We start from the raw sequence: 17,130 nt of genomic DNA, 5'->3' as shown, positions 1-17,130 counted from the left end.
CCGGCACCGCTACGCAGGACCAAGCCTGCGCGCAAAAAAACGAGCCATGGAGAGTACCCCGCGTGACACCGTTACGTGAGCCAGCACGCGCACACGGCAGTTGACGCCTCCAAACATCGTCTCCAGAATTGGCGTGCGGCGCAACCGCGCTGATGCTCCGTCCCGGCGTCCCGGCGCGATTTTCTCTACAACAGATTCGCAGTCGTCGAAGCAGGCTCGAGGATCGCGAGCAAGGCGGTGCAGCACATCGGCGACGGACTCGTGGTCGTTCAGTTCGGCAGGCGCGCTGCGCAAATCGCTTTATAGAGGCGGTGTGGAGCGCTAGTGCGCTTAGGCGCCGGCGGCATCGCTGCTACGCATTCAATGAACGGAGGTTGACCATCATGAATCTCGGTTTGTTCGTCCTGCTTGTCCTGGCGCCGATCCTGGGTTACGGTGCCTACATGAGCAATCGCGGGCGCAAGCGCGATAGGCAACGGCGGCACCGGCGTATCACAGGCAGCTTGTGAAACTGAATTGGCATTGCCGGCTTTGATTCCCTGGACGTCCTCTCCCACGGGCCGCGCTGCTGTCTATTGAGTCGCTGCGCAACGAGGCGGAAAGAGCGCCGCGAGCAGATTGGCCGTTTGTGCCACGCACTTCCGCTGCTATTTTTTGTTGATGCGCCAGCATGTGCACCAGTCGACGCCGGCTTGTGCTCCGTCCGACATTAAGACGACGTCTGGTCAAGTGTGGCGCGCTCACGTTCATTCAAGGAGTGATGTCGAGCGAAGCGGAATGAGCTTCGACCTCAGGTTCCTGGCACTAGGCGCCGCAGTTGTCATTCGTGGGTCAGTCTTGAATCGACGCTAACACTTATGTGCTATGCGCGGCGTGCCCCTTATTTGCGAACCTTGCGCCGTTGATCAATCAATCGAGAATTCGCAAATCAGCCTGTTTCATCAATTAAAACAGAACGATGCGGTGGTAGCGCGCTGCTGGCGCCATCGTGAGCCGGCTCACGGGGCGGCAGTACATTTATAAGACAGACGCCCCAAACCGACGCGGGCCGAGTCAAGCTGCCGTGGACTCGGCAGAACCGAAGCGCTCGGCCATCTTGTCACAAACTCTCGGGAAAGCGCGAAAGACGCATCGGCGTGGTAACGACATCTGATGGCCACAAGTATGAAATCCGCGCACGCGTGCCCTTCTGCATTCAGACTGGCGGCAGTAGCCGGCGGGTACGCATGTCATGCCTCCAGTGCCACGTGACTGCCCGACGGTTGACCAGCCGTCGTCTTTTTTTGAAAGAGGGTATCTTTCATGTCCCATTCGGTCGCCATTTGAGCGGCAAGTCGCGTATCGTAACGCATTGCCTGCAGATTGCCGCAACACCGGATCAAGCGTGAGACAAAACCATGACCCCCGATGGACTGCTTCGACAACTCAGAAAGCGCAATTGCTTCATTATTGCCCATTATTATAAAGACGGACTGATCAAAGGAAAATGGACTACGCAAAAGGGCGCACTTGCCGCGCTCGGCGTTAGTCAGGCCGAACTTTCGCTGGCGCTTAACGTGGCTGCTCTGCCTGCCGGGGTAATCGGCTTGTTTGAGTCGCCCACCGGGGTAACGCCGTATTCCGTGCGGGTGATACGCGAGGTTATCGCGCGGGATGGTCTTCAGACCGTGCTTCAGCGAATCGGCGAGCATGTCGCGGCTGGCAGGAAGCTTTCAGCGCGAGCGGTGCTCGCAACGATAAATGGGCAAGGGTCTGTGTCCAGGCGCGCGCTGCGCTGCTTCGGCAACCCTGAGAACAAGGTTCTGAAAAAGACGCTGGACTCACCGAGAACCATCTCCGACAGATATCACGTCGGTGTAACCAGAGGAGAATGGACCAGTTACAGCGGCTGCGCCCGTGCGCTTGACATTTCGCGAAAGAACATACGCGATGCGGTGCATATCATGGCGCTTTGGGGTAGCTTGCCAGTTCATATCAGTGAGGCCGGACTGACTTTCACTGTTGGACGAAAACTTCTCGCGCTAGACCAGGAGTTGGGCCGGCAAGTGCTATTTCAGTGTGTGAGAAGTCTAAGACCTGGAGTAAGGGAGGCGACGGCCGAAACTGTTCTTCGGGAGTTAAACGGGCAGAACGTTCACCCATCGGACCTTTCTCGCATTCGCATCAGGAAGGGTAGGGGGACGCGGCGACTCATTATTGAGTGCAGCGACGCCGGCGCTCTCTTCGCGTACCGACGCGACCTGGAGCGTGCAATCCGCAGCGTGATGAAGAGAGTTTCTGTTAGTCCAGAGTACATCGAGGCGGAACGGCTCATCTCCAATGATCCAAGCTTCAAAGCGGTGCTCCTGCAAGGATCCACTCGCTGATCGCTAACAAAGGCAACTTCCATTGCAAGCTTTACCTTGCGTATCAGTGCATCACAGCAGCTGAAAGCCACAATACATAGTGAATTGGGACTTGGGCCGGCCCCGGTTCAACCGTGCTGCCGCGCTTGCCGGCAGTGTGCGATGCCCGACAGCGTTTCGTCTCCAGCTTTGTCGACGGCGTGACGTGTCCGGCAAAGTGCTGTTTTCAGACAACTGTCCAGTTCGCTCCTGCCCGATCCCGTCTTCTTCGCAGGCCTCACGCCCTGTTATTTCGATATGCTAAAAGTTTAACTCCCTTCTCTGTCAAGTGGTAAGCGCTAACGGCCGCTGACTGGATGGCAGGCAATAGGGTTCATGAACGACGCTCTCCGGTTGCTCCTTGTCCGGGAGCGTTGCCTTGACTTCTGATTGCCGATGACAAGCTGGAGTTATCGGCAATCCTTTTGCTCTGCGACGCAGCATCACGCCAATTTGCTGGTGAATTGACGGTTGTATTCGCCAGCCGTCGAAGTCGTGAGTGAATCGCCGTCCGATAACCCTCTTCAGTCCACGAAAGGAGAACAAATGAAACAGGGCAAGACGTTGTTTTCTGTTGGGAATATAGATGCATACGGTGTTGGCGCGTGCTCCCATGAACTCGCGCCGGACTTCAGGCGACTGGCCGACGATCGCGATGGCTGGATGGCGCATCGACGCCGTTTGTCCCTTTCCTTGTCAAAAAGCGTTGCAGCGCTACTGCGGACAATGTCTGACCGCGCATTCGTCGTACGCCGCGGCGTGATGCTTGAGCACGCGCCCGGAACGCGTAATCCGATGACGTGGGTGGATTGTCTTGCCGTGACTGGGTTCGGAACATTTGTCATTGGCCGATACGATTGGACGGGCACTGTAAAGCGCTCATTAAACGACGATGAACTGCTCGTCCATGACAAGGTCGGTGTCGTTTCTGTCCAGACGTCTCCACTACGCAGGGCAAAGCCCGCTTTGCGACACCTGCGTGCGTTACTCGCCGAATATGGATGTCCGGTTGAGTCCATTGCAATTTTCGCCTCCTCGCAGTGCGTGCTCGATCCTGCGCTGCCCGAAGCGATCCTGTATCCATCTGAACTTCACCATTTCATGCGCACGCGATTGAACCGTTTCCGCGCGAGCCATCTTCAGCATCTCGATGCCGTGAGACTCGCCGCCCATTTGGAACTGCGATGTGTGGATTGGGGCGAGAGTTGACACAGGCAAATGGTGGTTGCTGAGCCGTCGGAAGAAGAGCGTGCTACGCAGCCCTCCGATGCGCCGCCGTGATCTCAGGCGCGAACAGAAAACCCAGAGCCAGCATCGATGGCCGTTTCTATCGCAAGCGGCGCGTTGGCCTCCACCGATTGCGACCGACCTCAGTAGTTGCTCTGATCGATGGCCTGGACGCGCCGCTCGATCATCGCGTGGACGGTACTTTTTCGGTCATCGTCCCGGTCACGAATGTCGAGCGAAGCTGTCAATCATCCCGATCGCAAAGGCGTGGAGTAAGGATCAGAAGCAGCAGTTCGGTCGCTTCTGTCACGCGCTCACTGTCGCTTCGCTGGTGGGTTTCGTTGGGTACTGGCATTCAATCAGCAGTTGGACGCGGGCGCTATTCTGAACGAGGCCGCGCTCGCGGCGATCATTGTGCTAACGTTTACTGAGGGCATGGATTTCATGAACGGAGAATGACTATGGGCTTCGGTGTAGTTGCGCTAATCCTGACTATTGCGATTTGTGCGTATGGCAAGCACATGAGTGACCTCGGCCGCAAGGCGGATCGCGAACGCCGGCGTCCGCGCGTTCGACGCTGATTATTGACGCGGACCGGCTTTCACTGTTCCATCTTTTCTTGAAAGGCTGTACCTTCGGGTGTGGCCTTTTGCTTTTTATGGCCCGTTTATGTCCGAAACCCTTGATTTGCCGGCCGCGCCGGCTTTGTATTGGCGCATTCTCATGAACTCAACCCGGTTGCCGCAGCCGGTTTTTTTGTCCCGACGGATCGATACGCGCAATACAAGGCGGTTCCATAAATTACAAGGTCAGTGCGAGCAAGCGTTGGCTTGGAAGCCTTGCTGGGCAAGGGGCGGCGGGTTTTTGCGCGTCGCGAGGACCGTTAGCCGGCTAACGGTCCTTTTGCATTCATTAGGTCGAAACGTTTGCGCGAGTTTCATGCCTTTATGAGATTCTCCCGTAGAGCCGTCCCGAGTTGGAGGCCGTGTAGGCGTGACGAGGCGTTAACGTCTGTGTCTCTCGGAAACCTGAGGCTGGTCCAGGCGAGGCGCCAAGCCGATTGCCGTGTGAGCTTCGACTTCATCTAGAAAAGCCAGGACGGCATCTCGTTGCATCCTACCTTACGGACGCAACACACTTTGATTGTGAACCGAGCAGCTACATTCGCCCGGCACCTCGTTAGATACGCCAGAGACATGCCTGATGACGCCGCAATCCCGGGCGATGTCGACCTGAGCGAGAGTTCCGGCAAACGTACGATCAGGATGGAATCAGTTGCCGGATGCAACGCTATGCTGGACGAAAAGCTATGCGGTTTTGCGAAGCTTTTCGGGTTAAGGCCGTGAGCCGGCTCGTCCACGGGTCTGGATTCGGGGAGGCGACGTGCGCACTGTGCGCATCGAGAAGGGCTCGTTGTTTCAACGCGAAAGCGGATCAAGATCTCGCTCGGCTCCCTCAGCCCGAGATCGAGTACGTTGCCGAGCTAAGGTCTTCGTTGCCCTCCCGACCCGCACATCGCGTTCGCGCCGACAGTGCACTGATAATGTCCGTCGACCATTTCGTACCACGGTAGGCAACGGACTGCGTCAAACGTCCTGTCATTCGCGCGCGGGTCAGTTGTGCAGCGCTTCCTTGACTTCCGCCTGCCGTGTGTATGATGAACTAACAAAAATTACCTCAACGTGCCATGCAACGTATGACGCGGCGTCACCGCAATGTGTTGAAGAAAAAATCTCATACTGCACTCGTCGCGCTAGCGTTTTTGCCGTCGCGGGTCTGCGCTCAAGGAACCGACTTTTGCGACCTGGTGCTTGACATCGCTAGGCGGTCGGGGGCATACGGTGAAGTACAGATCATCGGCGATCCAATACGACAATCGCTCATATCGCCGGCGTCATAACCCGGCGCCGAATGCGGCGCCCTGAAACGGTAGTACGCTACGTCTGCAATACCGACGTCCTCGATGCCGGATAATCTCGGCGTGCGCGCTGTTCGTTCAACTGAATGACCTTGCCGGTTCTAATCCATGAAGAGGCCCGTTGCGTCGGGGCGCCGCTTTTTGATTGAATATCATGCACAACTAGGCGGCAAGCAGCGTCGCCAGCAGTGGGCCGTTTCTGCCACGCACGTCCTGCTGCTTTTCCCCTGAAGGCACAGTATGGAGGCCATTTGACGCTGGCCTGCGCCGTATCACACGATAAGACGAGGTGTTGTCAACAGTTTCGTGCTAACGTTTACTCATGAAGTGATTTCGAGCGAAAGGAATGAGCATGGATATCAGCTTTCTAATACTGGGCGCCGCAGTTGCCATGTGTGGACTTAGCTCGCTGATGGAGCGTAACGCACGCAAGGTTAAGCGGCAACGACGTCGTCCGGGCATTACTCGCTAGTCATCGACCATCGGCTTCCGCTGGAGTAGTCGCTTGTCAGTCTTGCTTGCGCCGAGGAGATGTTGTTGTCTGGCGGTAAGACAACGCGTAATGGGCCGCCGGCCCGAGCTGCGTCGGACTTTGCGTGCTGGCTCTTACGCGAGTTCGAGTTTTGCGAGGGCGCTGCGGGTAGACCCTCATATGCGGCGCAGTTGCCTGTGCGTATCCGAGCTGTGGAAGTAGCACTTACTAGAAATAGAACGCAAGCATTGAGATCTAGCTGGCACCGAGGCATCGTAGGTGCCAAACAGCAACGTGACGGAATACTGGTTTAGATTCGTATCGCCCATCGCCGGTTTTGCTCCCTGTGCTGCCCATGTAGTTCAAGCCATGATTAGTTAAGACCGGGGGGGGCGGATCTCCTCCAGACTGCGGGAAAGCTGTTGCAACTAACCATGAGCAAGTCGGATTCATGCATGCAGACAATTTCCGATCATCATCAAGAGCTTGCGAGGGGCGTCGGATGTACATGCATGGAGACCTTCCTCACGGCTGGCTCAAGCTCATAGGGCGGAGTGTTTGATCCTCCGAGTACGGCACAGCCCCGGCAGTCCATAGTTCGCCAGCGGGGTACGCAGCACGCGAAGACTGCCGCATTTCGTGCCTCCCTGTCCGCCGGTCGAGCGCACAGTCCTGAGCGTCAAGGCCCATAAATTAGACTGAAAATCCTTTACTGAAGGCCTGTGCGGCGAAGAGCACGGCGCGGATTTTTAGAGTTAGTCCTTCCACCGTGCGAAACTCTGAAGCGTTCGACGTCACCGGTGATGACCAACGCTTCAGACCTCATTTGTCCCGGACGGCGCGGCACAATACCGGCATCTCCAAACGCTTGACCAGTCTACGCTCAACGGCGCAATCCTGTCGCTCGCGGCCTTCGCCGGAAGGTCAGCGTTCGGGAATGTCCAACCAAATGAAGCAGTCATGGAAGCAGTGCACAGCTTGTTGTTTGGAGAAAGGAATGTCGTCGTTTCGGTGGTGCCGTGATAACTGGAAACGACGTTCTTGATGAATTGCACGGGATTGCCCGACAACAAGCGCTCAGATTCCCTGGAAGAAACGACGTAATCGAAGGCGTGCGTGCCCGACCTCGTCCGTCTGGGCCGTGCCAAAAACGCGGACCTCAGGCCGGGCTGTGGCCGACGGCGCCTATTCGCGAACGCGTGCTGCTTCGAAGGAACAGGCGCGACGACGTGGTGACATTGCTTTATACCAGCGGCGCCGCCTGGAACATCGCCCCGCGCTTCGTCGAGGCTGTCCTTGACCAGCGCATTTGGCGGCCCTACATGCTCGACGATCCAATCCTGCTCGGGGTGCGTGAGCTTGCCGCTGACCGTTTCGCCCACAATCGTCACCCGATCATCGCATCCATAGCGTGCTCGAGCGGCAGATCGTCTGATAGAGGCGGACGTCCCTTGCGGCGCGCTTGCGCCTGTCGTCCTTCACCGGAATGGACAGACCTGACTCCTGGGACGGCAGCGGCGCTTGATGTTGCTGACTGAAGATGTCCAGTTGCCATCCGCTGATTCGCTCGCTTCTTGCCGCGAACATCCCTGCGGCGCGCTGTTCCGGTTGGCCTGAACCTCGGCAGCACCTGCTGCGTTTTCACCAGCAACTCGCTTGGTCCCTCGACCTGCTCGCGCCACCGCTCCATCTTGCGCTGCTTGCGCGATCGTCGCATCGCGCGCGAACTTATTGCAGGCGAGCTTCGGCTGGTGCCATGCCGGGCCATATCGCCGGCAAGAGTGTTTCGTGCCGATCATATTGAGCGCTGTACAGGCCAGCATTATCGCCAGGTTTATCTGCTTGGAAGCATGTCGTCACATCAGGCGACGCGGTTGCGTTTTCCGCAACGAGGCGCCGACGCACCTCGACGCCGATTCTTCGCGTCGCTCGAGACGGCCATCTTTACTGAACGCAACGCCTTGGCCGAAAGCTACCGCAAAATCGCGACCTTTTCGCCCGAACTCTCGCGTCGAGAAACTTAATATGACTACACCTATCTGCGTCAGTGACGCATCGACCTGAGTGCAGCGCACTCCATTTCCTGAGCTAGTCGCCCGGCGGGGCGTCCACCTTCTGCCTGGCAGTTAAGCCAGAGCCGGCGTCGCAGGTCGCGTTGGAGAAACTGAGTTCTCCGCGACCCGCATGGCGGCTGGTCTCCTAACCAGATTGCAATTCTGTACTGACTGAGAACACGTTCGTGCGGACATGGCGAACGTCCAGACCTGCTTTCCGTCAACGGCGTAAAGCCATGCCTGACCCACGCGATCCGATATCAATGCGACCGCGGTGAGCAGGCTTTCCGAACGGGAAATCACTTGCACGTTATGTGCGGATTTCTAATTCCATTCCTCTCGGCCCGCGCAGCCGAAAAAGAAAAGCGCAACAGGAATTGCCTGGCTCGACAGACGTGAGTCTGCGGTCGGGTAGCCTCGTGCCGGCCGATGCCGGCGCGAGGATCATCAGGCGGCAGTGCTTCCCTGCGCCGGGTGAATCAACTCTCTGATCTCTAAGATCCCGGAAAGCAAAGCGTGCAGGTCCTCATCAACCCGCGGCGTCCTCTTGATAGGGGAGGATGCCGCCTTTCACGAAAACGACTGTGAAGATCCAACTGAACTTCTCGGCGCTGATGGAAAACGCGGGGCTTCCGCAACGGCTCACGAACGAACTGGCGGAGCTTTTTCAACGACATTTAACAAAAGCGCACAGCAAAACCCGCGTTACATCGAACGCCATATCAATCAAGACCCAAAAGTATCGCGTCCAGAGTCTGGTCGCCGGCTTCCGCGAACTTCGAAAAGGAGGCTTCGCCATCCAGTCGCCGTGGAACCTCGCAGAGAAACACATCGGCTATCTCGTGACCCTCTGGATCAACGAAAAGAAACAATCGCCCGGGACGGTCGAAAACAAGCTCACCTACTGGCGTACGCTAGCCGCCTGGATGAAAAAGCACCAGCTCGTCGGCACAATGGACGACTACATCAAGCGTCCCGAAGGGTATCGTCGCTATTACGTTGCGCGGGAGGACAAGTCATGGGAGGCGGCGGGAGTCGAGCTCGATGACGTGATCGCCCGACTATGCGAGCGCGACCGGTGGGTCGCCATGCAGGTTGAGCTTCAGGCGACATTTGGCTTACGTGCACAGGAAAGCATGCTCCTGCGTCCGCTGCAGTGTCTTCGAATTTCAGGCTACCTCCAGGTAATCGATGGCACCAAAGGCGGACGTCCGCGAGCTGTTCCCATCGATGCTGAGTGGCAGTACGAGGTGCTTATCCGCGCCGCAAGGCTCTCGAACCCCCGCACGGGGTCAATGATTCCGGAGCCGTGGTCATTGAAAAAGTGGTATCGCCACTTCTACCACGTCTTGCAGAAAGAGGGGATCACCCGCAGCGCCCAGGGCGTCACGGTTCATGGGCTTCGCCACGCGTACCTGCAAAAGATGTATGAACGGACAACCGGCGTACCCGCGCCGATCAAACGGCCCGATCATCGCCCTGATCCAGCGCTTCACCAGGCGGCGATGCAGCGGCTCGTCGAGGCAGCAGGACATAGCCTCGCCGCGAAGGCGACTGCCTACATTTCGACTTTTGCCATGGTCGAACGTCTGTCGCGGCCCGTCATTTCTGGGGAGCAGGCGATAGCGGCCCTTACCGCGGCAAACGGTAACAAGTCAGAGGCGGCCAAAAACCTCAACATCTCCCGGCAGGCACTTTACCGGATCCTGGCGAAGTGCGCCCATCTTCTGCCCACTGCGCCGGTTTCGTGTGGGGGCTTGATCGCTTTGGGCGATTCACGGGCCGACCCCCAGCGTTGACTCAGGCCGCGAACAGTCCACGAGGCGACCGTGACAGCCGGCGGGAACAATCACCGGAGCGGGCGCGTTGGCTATCTCGAGACGTGCTCTTTATAGGCTCGTTAACCCGATCGATTCGGTCAAATGCCGCGCATTTAGCGACTTTCCACAATTGGTGGCTCGATGAAAATGGAAAAAGCGTTGGAAAAACAAAAGAGTGGCCGGCCGCGGGCAGAGCCCCTGCTTTTAACGCGTGCAGAAGGGAACGGAAACACAGCTTCTGAAAAGCCATTCGACCAGCGGACTTGTCAGTGTGTGGTACGTGACGATGACGCCGGGGCGAGCAAAGTGAGCAGTTTAGGTAACGGCTCTTCCGCGGTGGCGGTGCACGGCGCGGATGGATTCGACATGACGCATGTCTTCCCCGGTACGCGGCCGTCCAAGCCCAGCTCCAATGCCTTGAGCACCGTGAGCGCCGCCGGTTTTGCGAACTTTGTGTGTTTGGTCGGTTATTGCGTTTTTCGCAAATCAGTCCGTTTTGCCAACCAAATCAGGACCATGCGGGCGGGCAGGTTATGAACGCACGAGCCTGATCCGGCTAACACGGCGGCAGATGTTTTGTCGCGCGGACGTCTGCAACGATGCGACACACAGCTGACTTGCCGCCGACTCTGCGGACGCGAGAGATGGGCTCCGTGCGCTTCGTTTCGCACGAGGAGCGGCAGTGCGGCATTTCCGATACCGGGCAGGTCGCACGCAAAACGTGCGCTGAGCTCGACGGCTTTGTATCTTGTTTCTTGAAAGGCGGTGTTTTCACTGCGCTATTCCGTCGCCATCCGCAGCGCAAGTGGGTTTGGTATTGATTGGACCTCAGACGATTGCAATTCAGGTGTTTCAAAAACGGCGCCTTGCTGTGATGCCCCGGTCTTACATCGTTGCTTTCCGGCACCATCAGGATCTGCGATCCATCGCAGAAGGCGCAACGACCGGGTTTGTTTGCAACTAATGTCGCTAAATCGTATTTCCAGCGTAACCGTCGGCCCCCGACCGTATAGACGGCTGATGAAGGCGAAGCCATGCTTTCCCGGGGCACAATTGTGACTGTGTCCACAAAGGAATCATGGACAGAGTGACTGAATTCACCGAAATCAAAGGCGCCCGGAAGTATCGTCGGCGTACCGTGGACGAGAAGCGGCGGATCGTCGAAGAGGCGTTATCCAGTGGACGTTCGGTGGCAGAGATTGCGCGCAGTCACGACCTGAATGCGAATCAGCTGTTCGACTGGCGCAAGCAGTATCTGGATGGGCGCCTTGGCGTGAACGGTCGCGAATGCGCGTTGCTGCCAGTCACCGTGGATGAGGCCGGTGGCAGCGGCGTGGCCGAACCGGCAGCATGTGTGCCTCCGGTATCGATGCCCGGCAAGATACGTATCCAGTTGCCACAAGGCGAGATACACGTTGAAGGGAGCGTCGATCCCGACACGCTGCGCGTGGTGATCCAGTGCCTGAGCCGATGATTGATCCGCTCGCAAACACGCGCATCTGGGTTGCCGCCGGATTTACGGATATGCGCTGCGGCTTCGACGGCCTGGCCACGAAGGTGCAGACCGTGCTGGCGAAAGATCCATTCTCTGGCCACATCTTCGTGTTCAGGGGCAAACGTGGCGACCTTATCAAGTTGCCTGTACTGGCGCGACGGCGGCCTATGCCTGTTCGCCAAACGCCTGGAGCGCGGGCGCTTTGCGTGGCCTCGTGCTGACGGCGGTGTTGTTTCGCTGACCAGCGCTCAACTTGGTCTCCTACTCGAAGGTTTCGACTGGCGACAGCCCGTCGATGCAGCCCGCCCCTCCAGCGCTTTGTAAACGTATGTGACAACGCAGGCAGGGCGCAATGCACGCGCGTAAACTGCTTGCATGGCATCCAGCGACGCTACCCTTCCGGACGATATCGAGGCCTTGAAGGCTCTCTTGATCGCGCGTGAGGCGGCGTTACGTGAGCACGAAGGCGAGCTCACGGGTCTGCGCGACACTGTAACGATGCTCCGGAAGACACTCGCCGACCGGGCGCTCGAGATCGAGCACCTGAAGCTGTGGATCGCGAAGCTGCAGCGCATGCAGTTCGGGCGCAAGTCGGAGAAGATTGATCGTCAGATCGAGCAACTCGAATTGCGTCTTGAAGATCTGCAGGCCGACGATGGCGCGGCAACGGTCGACACACCAACAAGGCCTCGCTCTGAGACCGGCAAGTCGACTGGACGCAAGCCGCTTGCGCAACATCTCCACCGCGAAGACGTTGTACATCAGCCCGAGGACGCGTGCTGTCCGCAATGCGGTGGCGCGCTTGGCGACCTCGGCGAGGACGTTTCCGAGCAACTCGACTATGTACCGGGGCATTGGCGAGTGATTCGTCACCGCCGACTCAAGAAGGCCTGTACTTGTTGCGATTGCATTGTGCAGGCGGCTGCACCCAATCGGCCAATCGATCGCGGCATGCCCGGACCCGGGTTGCTCGCACATGTTCTGGTCGCCAAATTCTGTGACCACCTTCCCCTGTACCGACAGTCAGTGATCTATGCGCGAGACGGCGTGGAACTCAGCCGTTCGACGCTTGCGGACTGGGTCGGCCAGTGCAGTGCGTTGCTCCGGCCACTGGTCGATGTCGTTCGCCGATACGTGATGGCCGCCTCGAAGATCCACGCGGATGACACCCCGGTACCGGTGCTCGAGCCCGGCAATGGCAAGACCCGTACCGCACGTCTCTGGACATACGTCCGGGATGACCGGCCGGCGGGCTCCAAGGACGCGCCAGCGGTCTGGTTCGCATACAGTCCTACAAGGGCTGGAGAATATCCGCAGGCCCATCTGAAGGACTTCAGGGGAACGTTGCAGGCCGATGCGTTCGCTGGCTATGTTGCGGCCAAATTTATGTGGCGGCGATGTCTTCGAGTCAGGGCTTATCCAATTCCCCTGACTCGTGCCCGCACATAAAAAATGCCAGAGAACAATTAAAGTTGCTTCAGAAACGTCATCAGTGAAGGCAGCGTGGTCGCGCGCCTTGATGCTGCGGGCAGGCCCGAGATGTCGACGCGAGCAAGCGCCTTTGCCTTCATTTCCAGGTCGACCTCGGCGTAGATGTGTGTCGTATCCAAAGAGACATGCCCTAACCAGGCTCGGATCGTGTTGATATCGACGCCGGCACGTAGCAGATGAACCGCGGTCGTGTGTCGAACCGAATGCGGACTGATACGTTTATCTCTCATCGCAGGATGTGACTTGGTCACGAGCTTGGCATATTGGGTGACGACACGATGTATACCGAACCGTGTCATCGGCTGATTTGTCCGTCCACGGAACACGGTGTCGTCTGCACTACGCCCGGCTACGAGTTGAGTCAAGATGGAGGACGTCGTCGGCCACAGGGGACACACACGCATCTTGTTTCCTTTGCCAAGTATGCGAACGGAGGACGGCTCGGTGAGCTGCAAGCGTCCGATGGTCAACTTCGCAGGTTCATCGGCGCGAGCTCCGCTGTTGTACAGGAACAGAAGCAATGCATAGTCGCGTGCCCCGATTGCCGTGCGGCGGTCTGGCGCTGCCAGCAAAGCATCCATCTCTGACTTCTCGAGATAACCGATCAATGTCCTGGCCGTTTTTTTGAATGGAATTGACCGTACCTCGCTACACCAAGACAGATGAACTGGTGAATGCATGCCGATGAAGCGGGCCAGAGAATGGAGCGCGCTCAGCCGCAGATTCCGGGTGGCGCCACCGCAATGCCGATCGCATTCGACGTGATCCAGGAACTGGCGCACGATGGTTGGCGAAAGATCCTCAACAGTCATCCGGTCGATCGCAAAGCCGCCGAGTTTGGCCGCGAACGGTAACAATAAAGTCAATGTGTCGCGGTAACTGGCCTGCGTGTTGGGCGAGAGGTTCCGTTCCGCCACCATATGCTCAAGCATGAAGCGCCGGATCCAGGGGCCAAGCAGGTTCCTGTCATTCATGATCGTCTCCACACTGCGCGTACTGTGCGAAACGCCGGCTTGCTTCTGCGAGCAACTCCGGTGTCATGCGCAGATATCGCTGCGTCGATTTGATATCGACGTGCCCCAGGTAGGTCGCTAGTTGCGGGAGCAGGCGTTGTACATCCTTGCCATCGCGATACCATGCAAGAACCCGATGTACTGTCGCGGTATGTCTCAAATCGTGCAGACGCGGTGGGTGCAGCTCTCCCTCGGGGCACTCGATTTTAGCCATCTGGCGCAGGCGCTGAAACAGGGTAATGACTTGCGAATACGGCCACCCGTGCCCAGTGCGCGAAGTGAACAGGCGCGAGTTATTGCCCTCAGGCATCGGCAGGCCCCGACGGCGCTCGATATGCGTGGCCAATTCCGTCGACAACCGTTGCCCAATCGGTACCAGACGAGTCTTGAAGAATTTCGTGTCGTGCACGGTGATGACACGGTCGATCAGGTCCGCATCCAGAATGGTCAACCGCAGCGCTTCGCCGATGCGCAACCCGCTGCCATACAGCAGGAGAATCAATGTCCTGTACATGGATGCCTGCTGTGGACTACGGTAGTTGTACAGCAGAGGCGTCGCGTCGATCAAGCGGCGGAGCTCTGCGGTCGAGTACACATAGGGGGTCTGGGGCGGCGGCAGCTTCGGCACGTTTGCGGGAAGCGGACATGTCTCGCTGTATCCCCTGCTGATGGCAAAGCGGTACAGGCCTGCAAGCACGTTGTATTTGAGCCGCCATGTAGCTGTAAGTGGCCCCGTTCCTTGTAGAAATTCCACGACGGCATCCGGCCGGACGTCGGCAATGCCGACATTCCCCATCTGATGGGCAAACTGCCGCAAGAGTCGGTCGGCAGCTTCAAATCGCAGGCCCAACGACCGTTGCATTGCGACGTATGCTGTCACCACGTCGATCAGCTCCATGACAGATCTCCCAGATCGAAGTCGCCGACTTCGCGTAGCGCGCATATCGACCTTGGCATAAGTCATTGTGGCAGATGCACTATGGTGGCCGAGGTGGTCGCCAATCTCCTTGAGACTTAAACCCTGATCGACCAGGCGTGCAGCACAGGCGTGGCGCAATGCGTGCGGGCCCCGATGCTTCACCTCAATTCCCAGCGCTTTGAACCTGTCATTGACCAGGTCGAATACCGCCTGCGGAGTCAGTGGACGATGTGGCGCGTGCAGTCCAAGAAATATCTGCGGTGCAGAAGCCGGCGGACGCACGGTGTCGATATAGCTGGCCAATGCTTCGGCGACCGTTGGCAACAACGGATAGACCTGCGGCTGCCGGCGTTTCAGGCGAAACACATGCAGTGTGCGTCCAGCCCAGTTCACCTGATCAAGGCGCAAAGCCACTACCTCCCCGCGGCGCATGCCATAGATCGATAGGAGCATCAAAATCGCGCGGTTTCTGATGTCAGCTGGCTTGTCGGTCGCGGTGGTTGCCAGGATCTGTTGCATGTCGGTCCATCGTGGCGCATATGGTAGGGATTCCTGCGTGTAGACACGCGGCGTGCGTAGTGCCGCGGCAAGTCGTGAGTCGCATAAACCTTGCGTTGCCGAGTAACGCAAATATATCCGGAGGGCACCCATTACACCCTTCATCGATATCCGCCCCCACCGCGACGCATTCTGAATGAAGTAGGCGTCGATATCATCAGGCTGCAGATCCTCCAGGCGGCGATCGGTGTCTACGCACCACTGAAGAAACTGCGTGGTCCTGCTTTGCCACTGAGCGACCGTGGAAGGAGTGAACCCTCGCTCATCGCGCATCCATTTGACGTATCTGTCGAGCTGGCCCTGAAACGGGAGAACGATAATTGGCTCACGCCACCACCCGAGGAACCGTAACCACGGTCGGGCGGCTGCGATCATCCGGCATTCCATCGTGACGCCCGTATGCATCGATGCGCGCTTGCGCGCGATCTCCTGCAGCAAACTGACATCGACGCCTTGCGATGCAGTCGCAGGCAGCAGGCGAGCGACCCAAATGAGCTCATTTCTTTTTATACACAGCGAGCCAGGCGTTGCACCCAACTCGGCGCAGTGGCGTAAATATCGCTCCCGCTCCTGCAAAAACGGCGCTTCGCGATGGCGACTCCCTTCGACCTTTGCAAGGGCTGGTTTCTTGGACATGACAGACCTCCGAACGACGATTGGAAGGTCACAAAGCGCCGAAATTTATGTCACGTCAATAGCCAGGGCATGCCCCATGTTTCCTCGGCGCCTATCGGTTGCCGCCACATAAATTTGGCCGCAACATAGCCGCTGAAATGTTATGCATAACATTTCGCAGGGTACAACGCGATCTACGAAAGTGGTGATGTGCGGGAGGCTGCATGCATGGCGCACGCGCGTCGAAAATTCCACGATCTGTTCGTCGCGCGCAGAAACGAAGTCAACACTGAAGCGTTGCGCTGGATCGGCGAACTGTACGCAATTGAGACCGCAATTCGAGGCAAGCCACCGGACGAACGAAGACGTTAGTCCGGTCGAACTGCAGCCGCTCGTCAATGCGTTGAATGATCTGCTGAACCGGCTCGACATTGCATCACGTGCACAACGCACCTTCGTTGGAGATGCCGCGCATGAACTTCGTTCGCCGCTGGCTGCGCTGAAACTTCAGGTCCACGCGGCCGAGCGTGATGGCTCGCTGACTAGTTCAGGGACGTTCGAGCGCATCAAGGGACGACTCGACAGGATGATTCACCTCGTGCACCAGTTGCTGATTCTTGCACGCGAAGACGCGCCCCGCGCTGATCAGTTTGAAGTCGTCAGTTTACGGGGACTCGCGGAGCGTGCCGTAGGGGACGCTTCGTTTCTTGCCGAAGCGAGGAAGATCGATCTGGGCCTGGACTTCGCCGATCCTTTGATGGCTGACGATCCATATAACATCTACGCAAAAGTCGCCGGTGTCGAGGTTCTGTTGAACAACGTGATCGACAATGCTATCCGGTACGCGCCGGAACACGGGAAGGTCGACGTAATACTTTCGCGCAACGGATCCGAGGTCAGCGTTACGGTTGTCGATAGCGGTCCCGGAATTTGCGAGCACGAACTGGATCGGGTTTGCGACCGCTTCTATCGCAGCGCAGGGACAAAGGAGCAAGGCAGCGGTCTGGGACTGGCAATTGCGGCGCGCATTGCCAATCGGCATAACGCCACGCTTTGCCTGAAGAACAACAACACCGGCCGGGGCTTAGCATGTCTTTGACAGGGCTGCGCAGCGCCTGAAGAAGTTAATCGGCATCGACGGAGTATATGGCGCCGCCCCAGTGC

11 protein-coding genes and 2 pseudogenes are annotated in these 17,130 nt (G+C 58.0%); 10 read left to right on the top strand and 3 right to left on the bottom strand.

All coding sequences use genetic code 11. From position 1 onward, the window contains the following. The first annotated feature begins 1,397 nt into the window (after window positions 1-1,397). Together SB753_RS18090 and SB753_RS18085 are read left to right on the top strand one after the other, a co-directional pair. Window positions 1,398-2,366, top strand: coding sequence for a hypothetical protein (locus tag SB753_RS18090; RefSeq protein ID WP_408484179.1), 969 nt, complete (start codon window positions 1,398-1,400; stop codon window positions 2,364-2,366). Between the two features lie 564 nt (window positions 2,367-2,930). After that, window positions 2,931-3,593 (top strand): NERD domain-containing protein, encoded by a 663-nt coding sequence (locus tag SB753_RS18085; protein WP_408484177.1) that lies wholly within the window; start codon window positions 2,931-2,933, stop codon window positions 3,591-3,593. 3,223 nt (window positions 3,594-6,816) lie between these two features. Here the strand turns inward: SB753_RS18085 and SB753_RS18080 are convergent. Next, a complete protein-coding gene (locus tag SB753_RS18080; protein ID WP_410801145.1) occupies window positions 6,817-7,392 on the bottom strand; it encodes a hypothetical protein in 576 nt (191 codons plus the stop codon). Window positions 7,393-8,669: 1,277 nt separating this feature from the next. Here SB753_RS18080 and SB753_RS18075 point away from each other — a divergent pair. The 6 genes and pseudogenes from SB753_RS18075 to tnpC all read left to right on the top strand — a co-directional run. Next, entirely contained in the window at window positions 8,670-9,854 is a 1,185-nt protein-coding gene (locus SB753_RS18075) for an integrase domain-containing protein (RefSeq protein WP_410801362.1), read from the top strand. Between the two features lie 162 nt (window positions 9,855-10,016). Then, complete coding sequence (locus SB753_RS18070) at window positions 10,017-10,412, top strand: hypothetical protein (RefSeq protein ID WP_410801143.1); 396 nt, start codon at window positions 10,017-10,019, stop codon at window positions 10,410-10,412. A 541-nt stretch (window positions 10,413-10,953) separates the two neighbouring features. After that, entirely contained in the window at window positions 10,954-11,349 is a 396-nt protein-coding gene (gene tnpA, locus SB753_RS18065; protein WP_410801141.1) for an IS66-like element accessory protein TnpA, read from the top strand. Further along, window positions 11,346-11,591 (top strand): IS66 family insertion sequence element accessory protein TnpB, encoded by a 246-nt coding sequence (gene tnpB / locus SB753_RS18060; RefSeq protein ID WP_410801139.1) that lies wholly within the window; start codon window positions 11,346-11,348, stop codon window positions 11,589-11,591. The genes tnpA and tnpB (SB753_RS18060) overlap by 4 nt, the downstream gene beginning before the upstream one ends. Beyond that, on the top strand, window positions 11,494-11,694 hold the full coding sequence (gene tnpB, locus SB753_RS18055; protein WP_410801137.1) for an IS66 family insertion sequence element accessory protein TnpB: 201 nt from the start codon (window positions 11,494-11,496) through the stop codon (window positions 11,692-11,694). The genes tnpB (SB753_RS18060) and tnpB (SB753_RS18055) overlap by 98 nt, the downstream gene beginning before the upstream one ends. A 51-nt stretch (window positions 11,695-11,745) precedes the next feature. Next, a pseudogene (tnpC, locus tag SB753_RS18050) lies at window positions 11,746-12,741 on the top strand (IS66 family transposase); the annotation flags it as partial. 95 nt (window positions 12,742-12,836) lie between these two features. Here the strand turns inward: tnpC and SB753_RS18045 are convergent. After that, complete coding sequence (locus SB753_RS18045; protein WP_410801135.1) at window positions 12,837-13,835, bottom strand: tyrosine-type recombinase/integrase; 999 nt, start codon at window positions 13,833-13,835, stop codon at window positions 12,837-12,839. Continuing rightward, on the bottom strand, window positions 13,828-15,987 hold the full coding sequence (locus tag SB753_RS18040; RefSeq protein WP_410801133.1) for a tyrosine-type recombinase/integrase: 2,160 nt from the start codon (window positions 15,985-15,987) through the stop codon (window positions 13,828-13,830). The genes SB753_RS18045 and SB753_RS18040 overlap by 8 nt, the downstream gene beginning before the upstream one ends. A 153-nt stretch (window positions 15,988-16,140) precedes the next feature. On the opposite strand from SB753_RS18040, the pseudogene SB753_RS18035 reads away from it, so the two are divergent. Further along, window positions 16,141-16,332, top strand: a pseudogene (locus tag SB753_RS18035) (IS66 family transposase); the annotation flags it as partial. A gap of 37 nt (window positions 16,333-16,369) precedes the next feature. Then, window positions 16,370-17,065 carry a sensor histidine kinase gene (locus tag SB753_RS18030; protein WP_410801131.1) on the top strand — a complete coding sequence of 232 codons (696 nt, stop codon included), beginning with the start codon at window positions 16,370-16,372 and terminating at the stop codon, window positions 17,063-17,065. The last annotated feature ends 65 nt before the right edge of the window (window positions 17,066-17,130 follow it).

Origin of the sequence: Paraburkholderia sp. SIMBA_053 (assembly GCF_046534895.1) — a bacterium.
In the GTDB taxonomy this organism is placed as follows: domain Bacteria; phylum Pseudomonadota; class Gammaproteobacteria; order Burkholderiales; family Burkholderiaceae; genus Paraburkholderia; species Paraburkholderia caledonica.
Note: the sequence above shows the minus strand (reverse complement) of the source record. Positions and strands in the feature narration are given on the sequence as shown.

Coding starts and splice junctions, on each gene's coding strand:
- SB753_RS18090 (WP_408484179.1), top strand. CDS start 1,398: ATGACCCCCGATGGACTGCTTCGACAACTCAGAAAGCGCAATTGCTTC.
- SB753_RS18085 (WP_408484177.1), top strand. CDS start 2,931: ATGAAACAGGGCAAGACGTTGTTTTCTGTTGGGAATATAGATGCATAC.
- SB753_RS18075 (WP_410801362.1), top strand. CDS start 8,670: ATGGAAAACGCGGGGCTTCCGCAACGGCTCACGAACGAACTGGCGGAG.
- SB753_RS18070 (WP_410801143.1), top strand. CDS start 10,017: ATGAAAATGGAAAAAGCGTTGGAAAAACAAAAGAGTGGCCGGCCGCGG.
- tnpA (WP_410801141.1), top strand. CDS start 10,954: ATGGACAGAGTGACTGAATTCACCGAAATCAAAGGCGCCCGGAAGTAT.
- tnpB (WP_410801139.1), top strand. CDS start 11,346: ATGATTGATCCGCTCGCAAACACGCGCATCTGGGTTGCCGCCGGATTT.
- SB753_RS18045 (WP_410801135.1), bottom strand. CDS start 13,835: ATGAATGACAGGAACCTGCTTGGCCCCTGGATCCGGCGCTTCATGCTT.
- SB753_RS18040 (WP_410801133.1), bottom strand. CDS start 15,987: ATGTCCAAGAAACCAGCCCTTGCAAAGGTCGAAGGGAGTCGCCATCGC.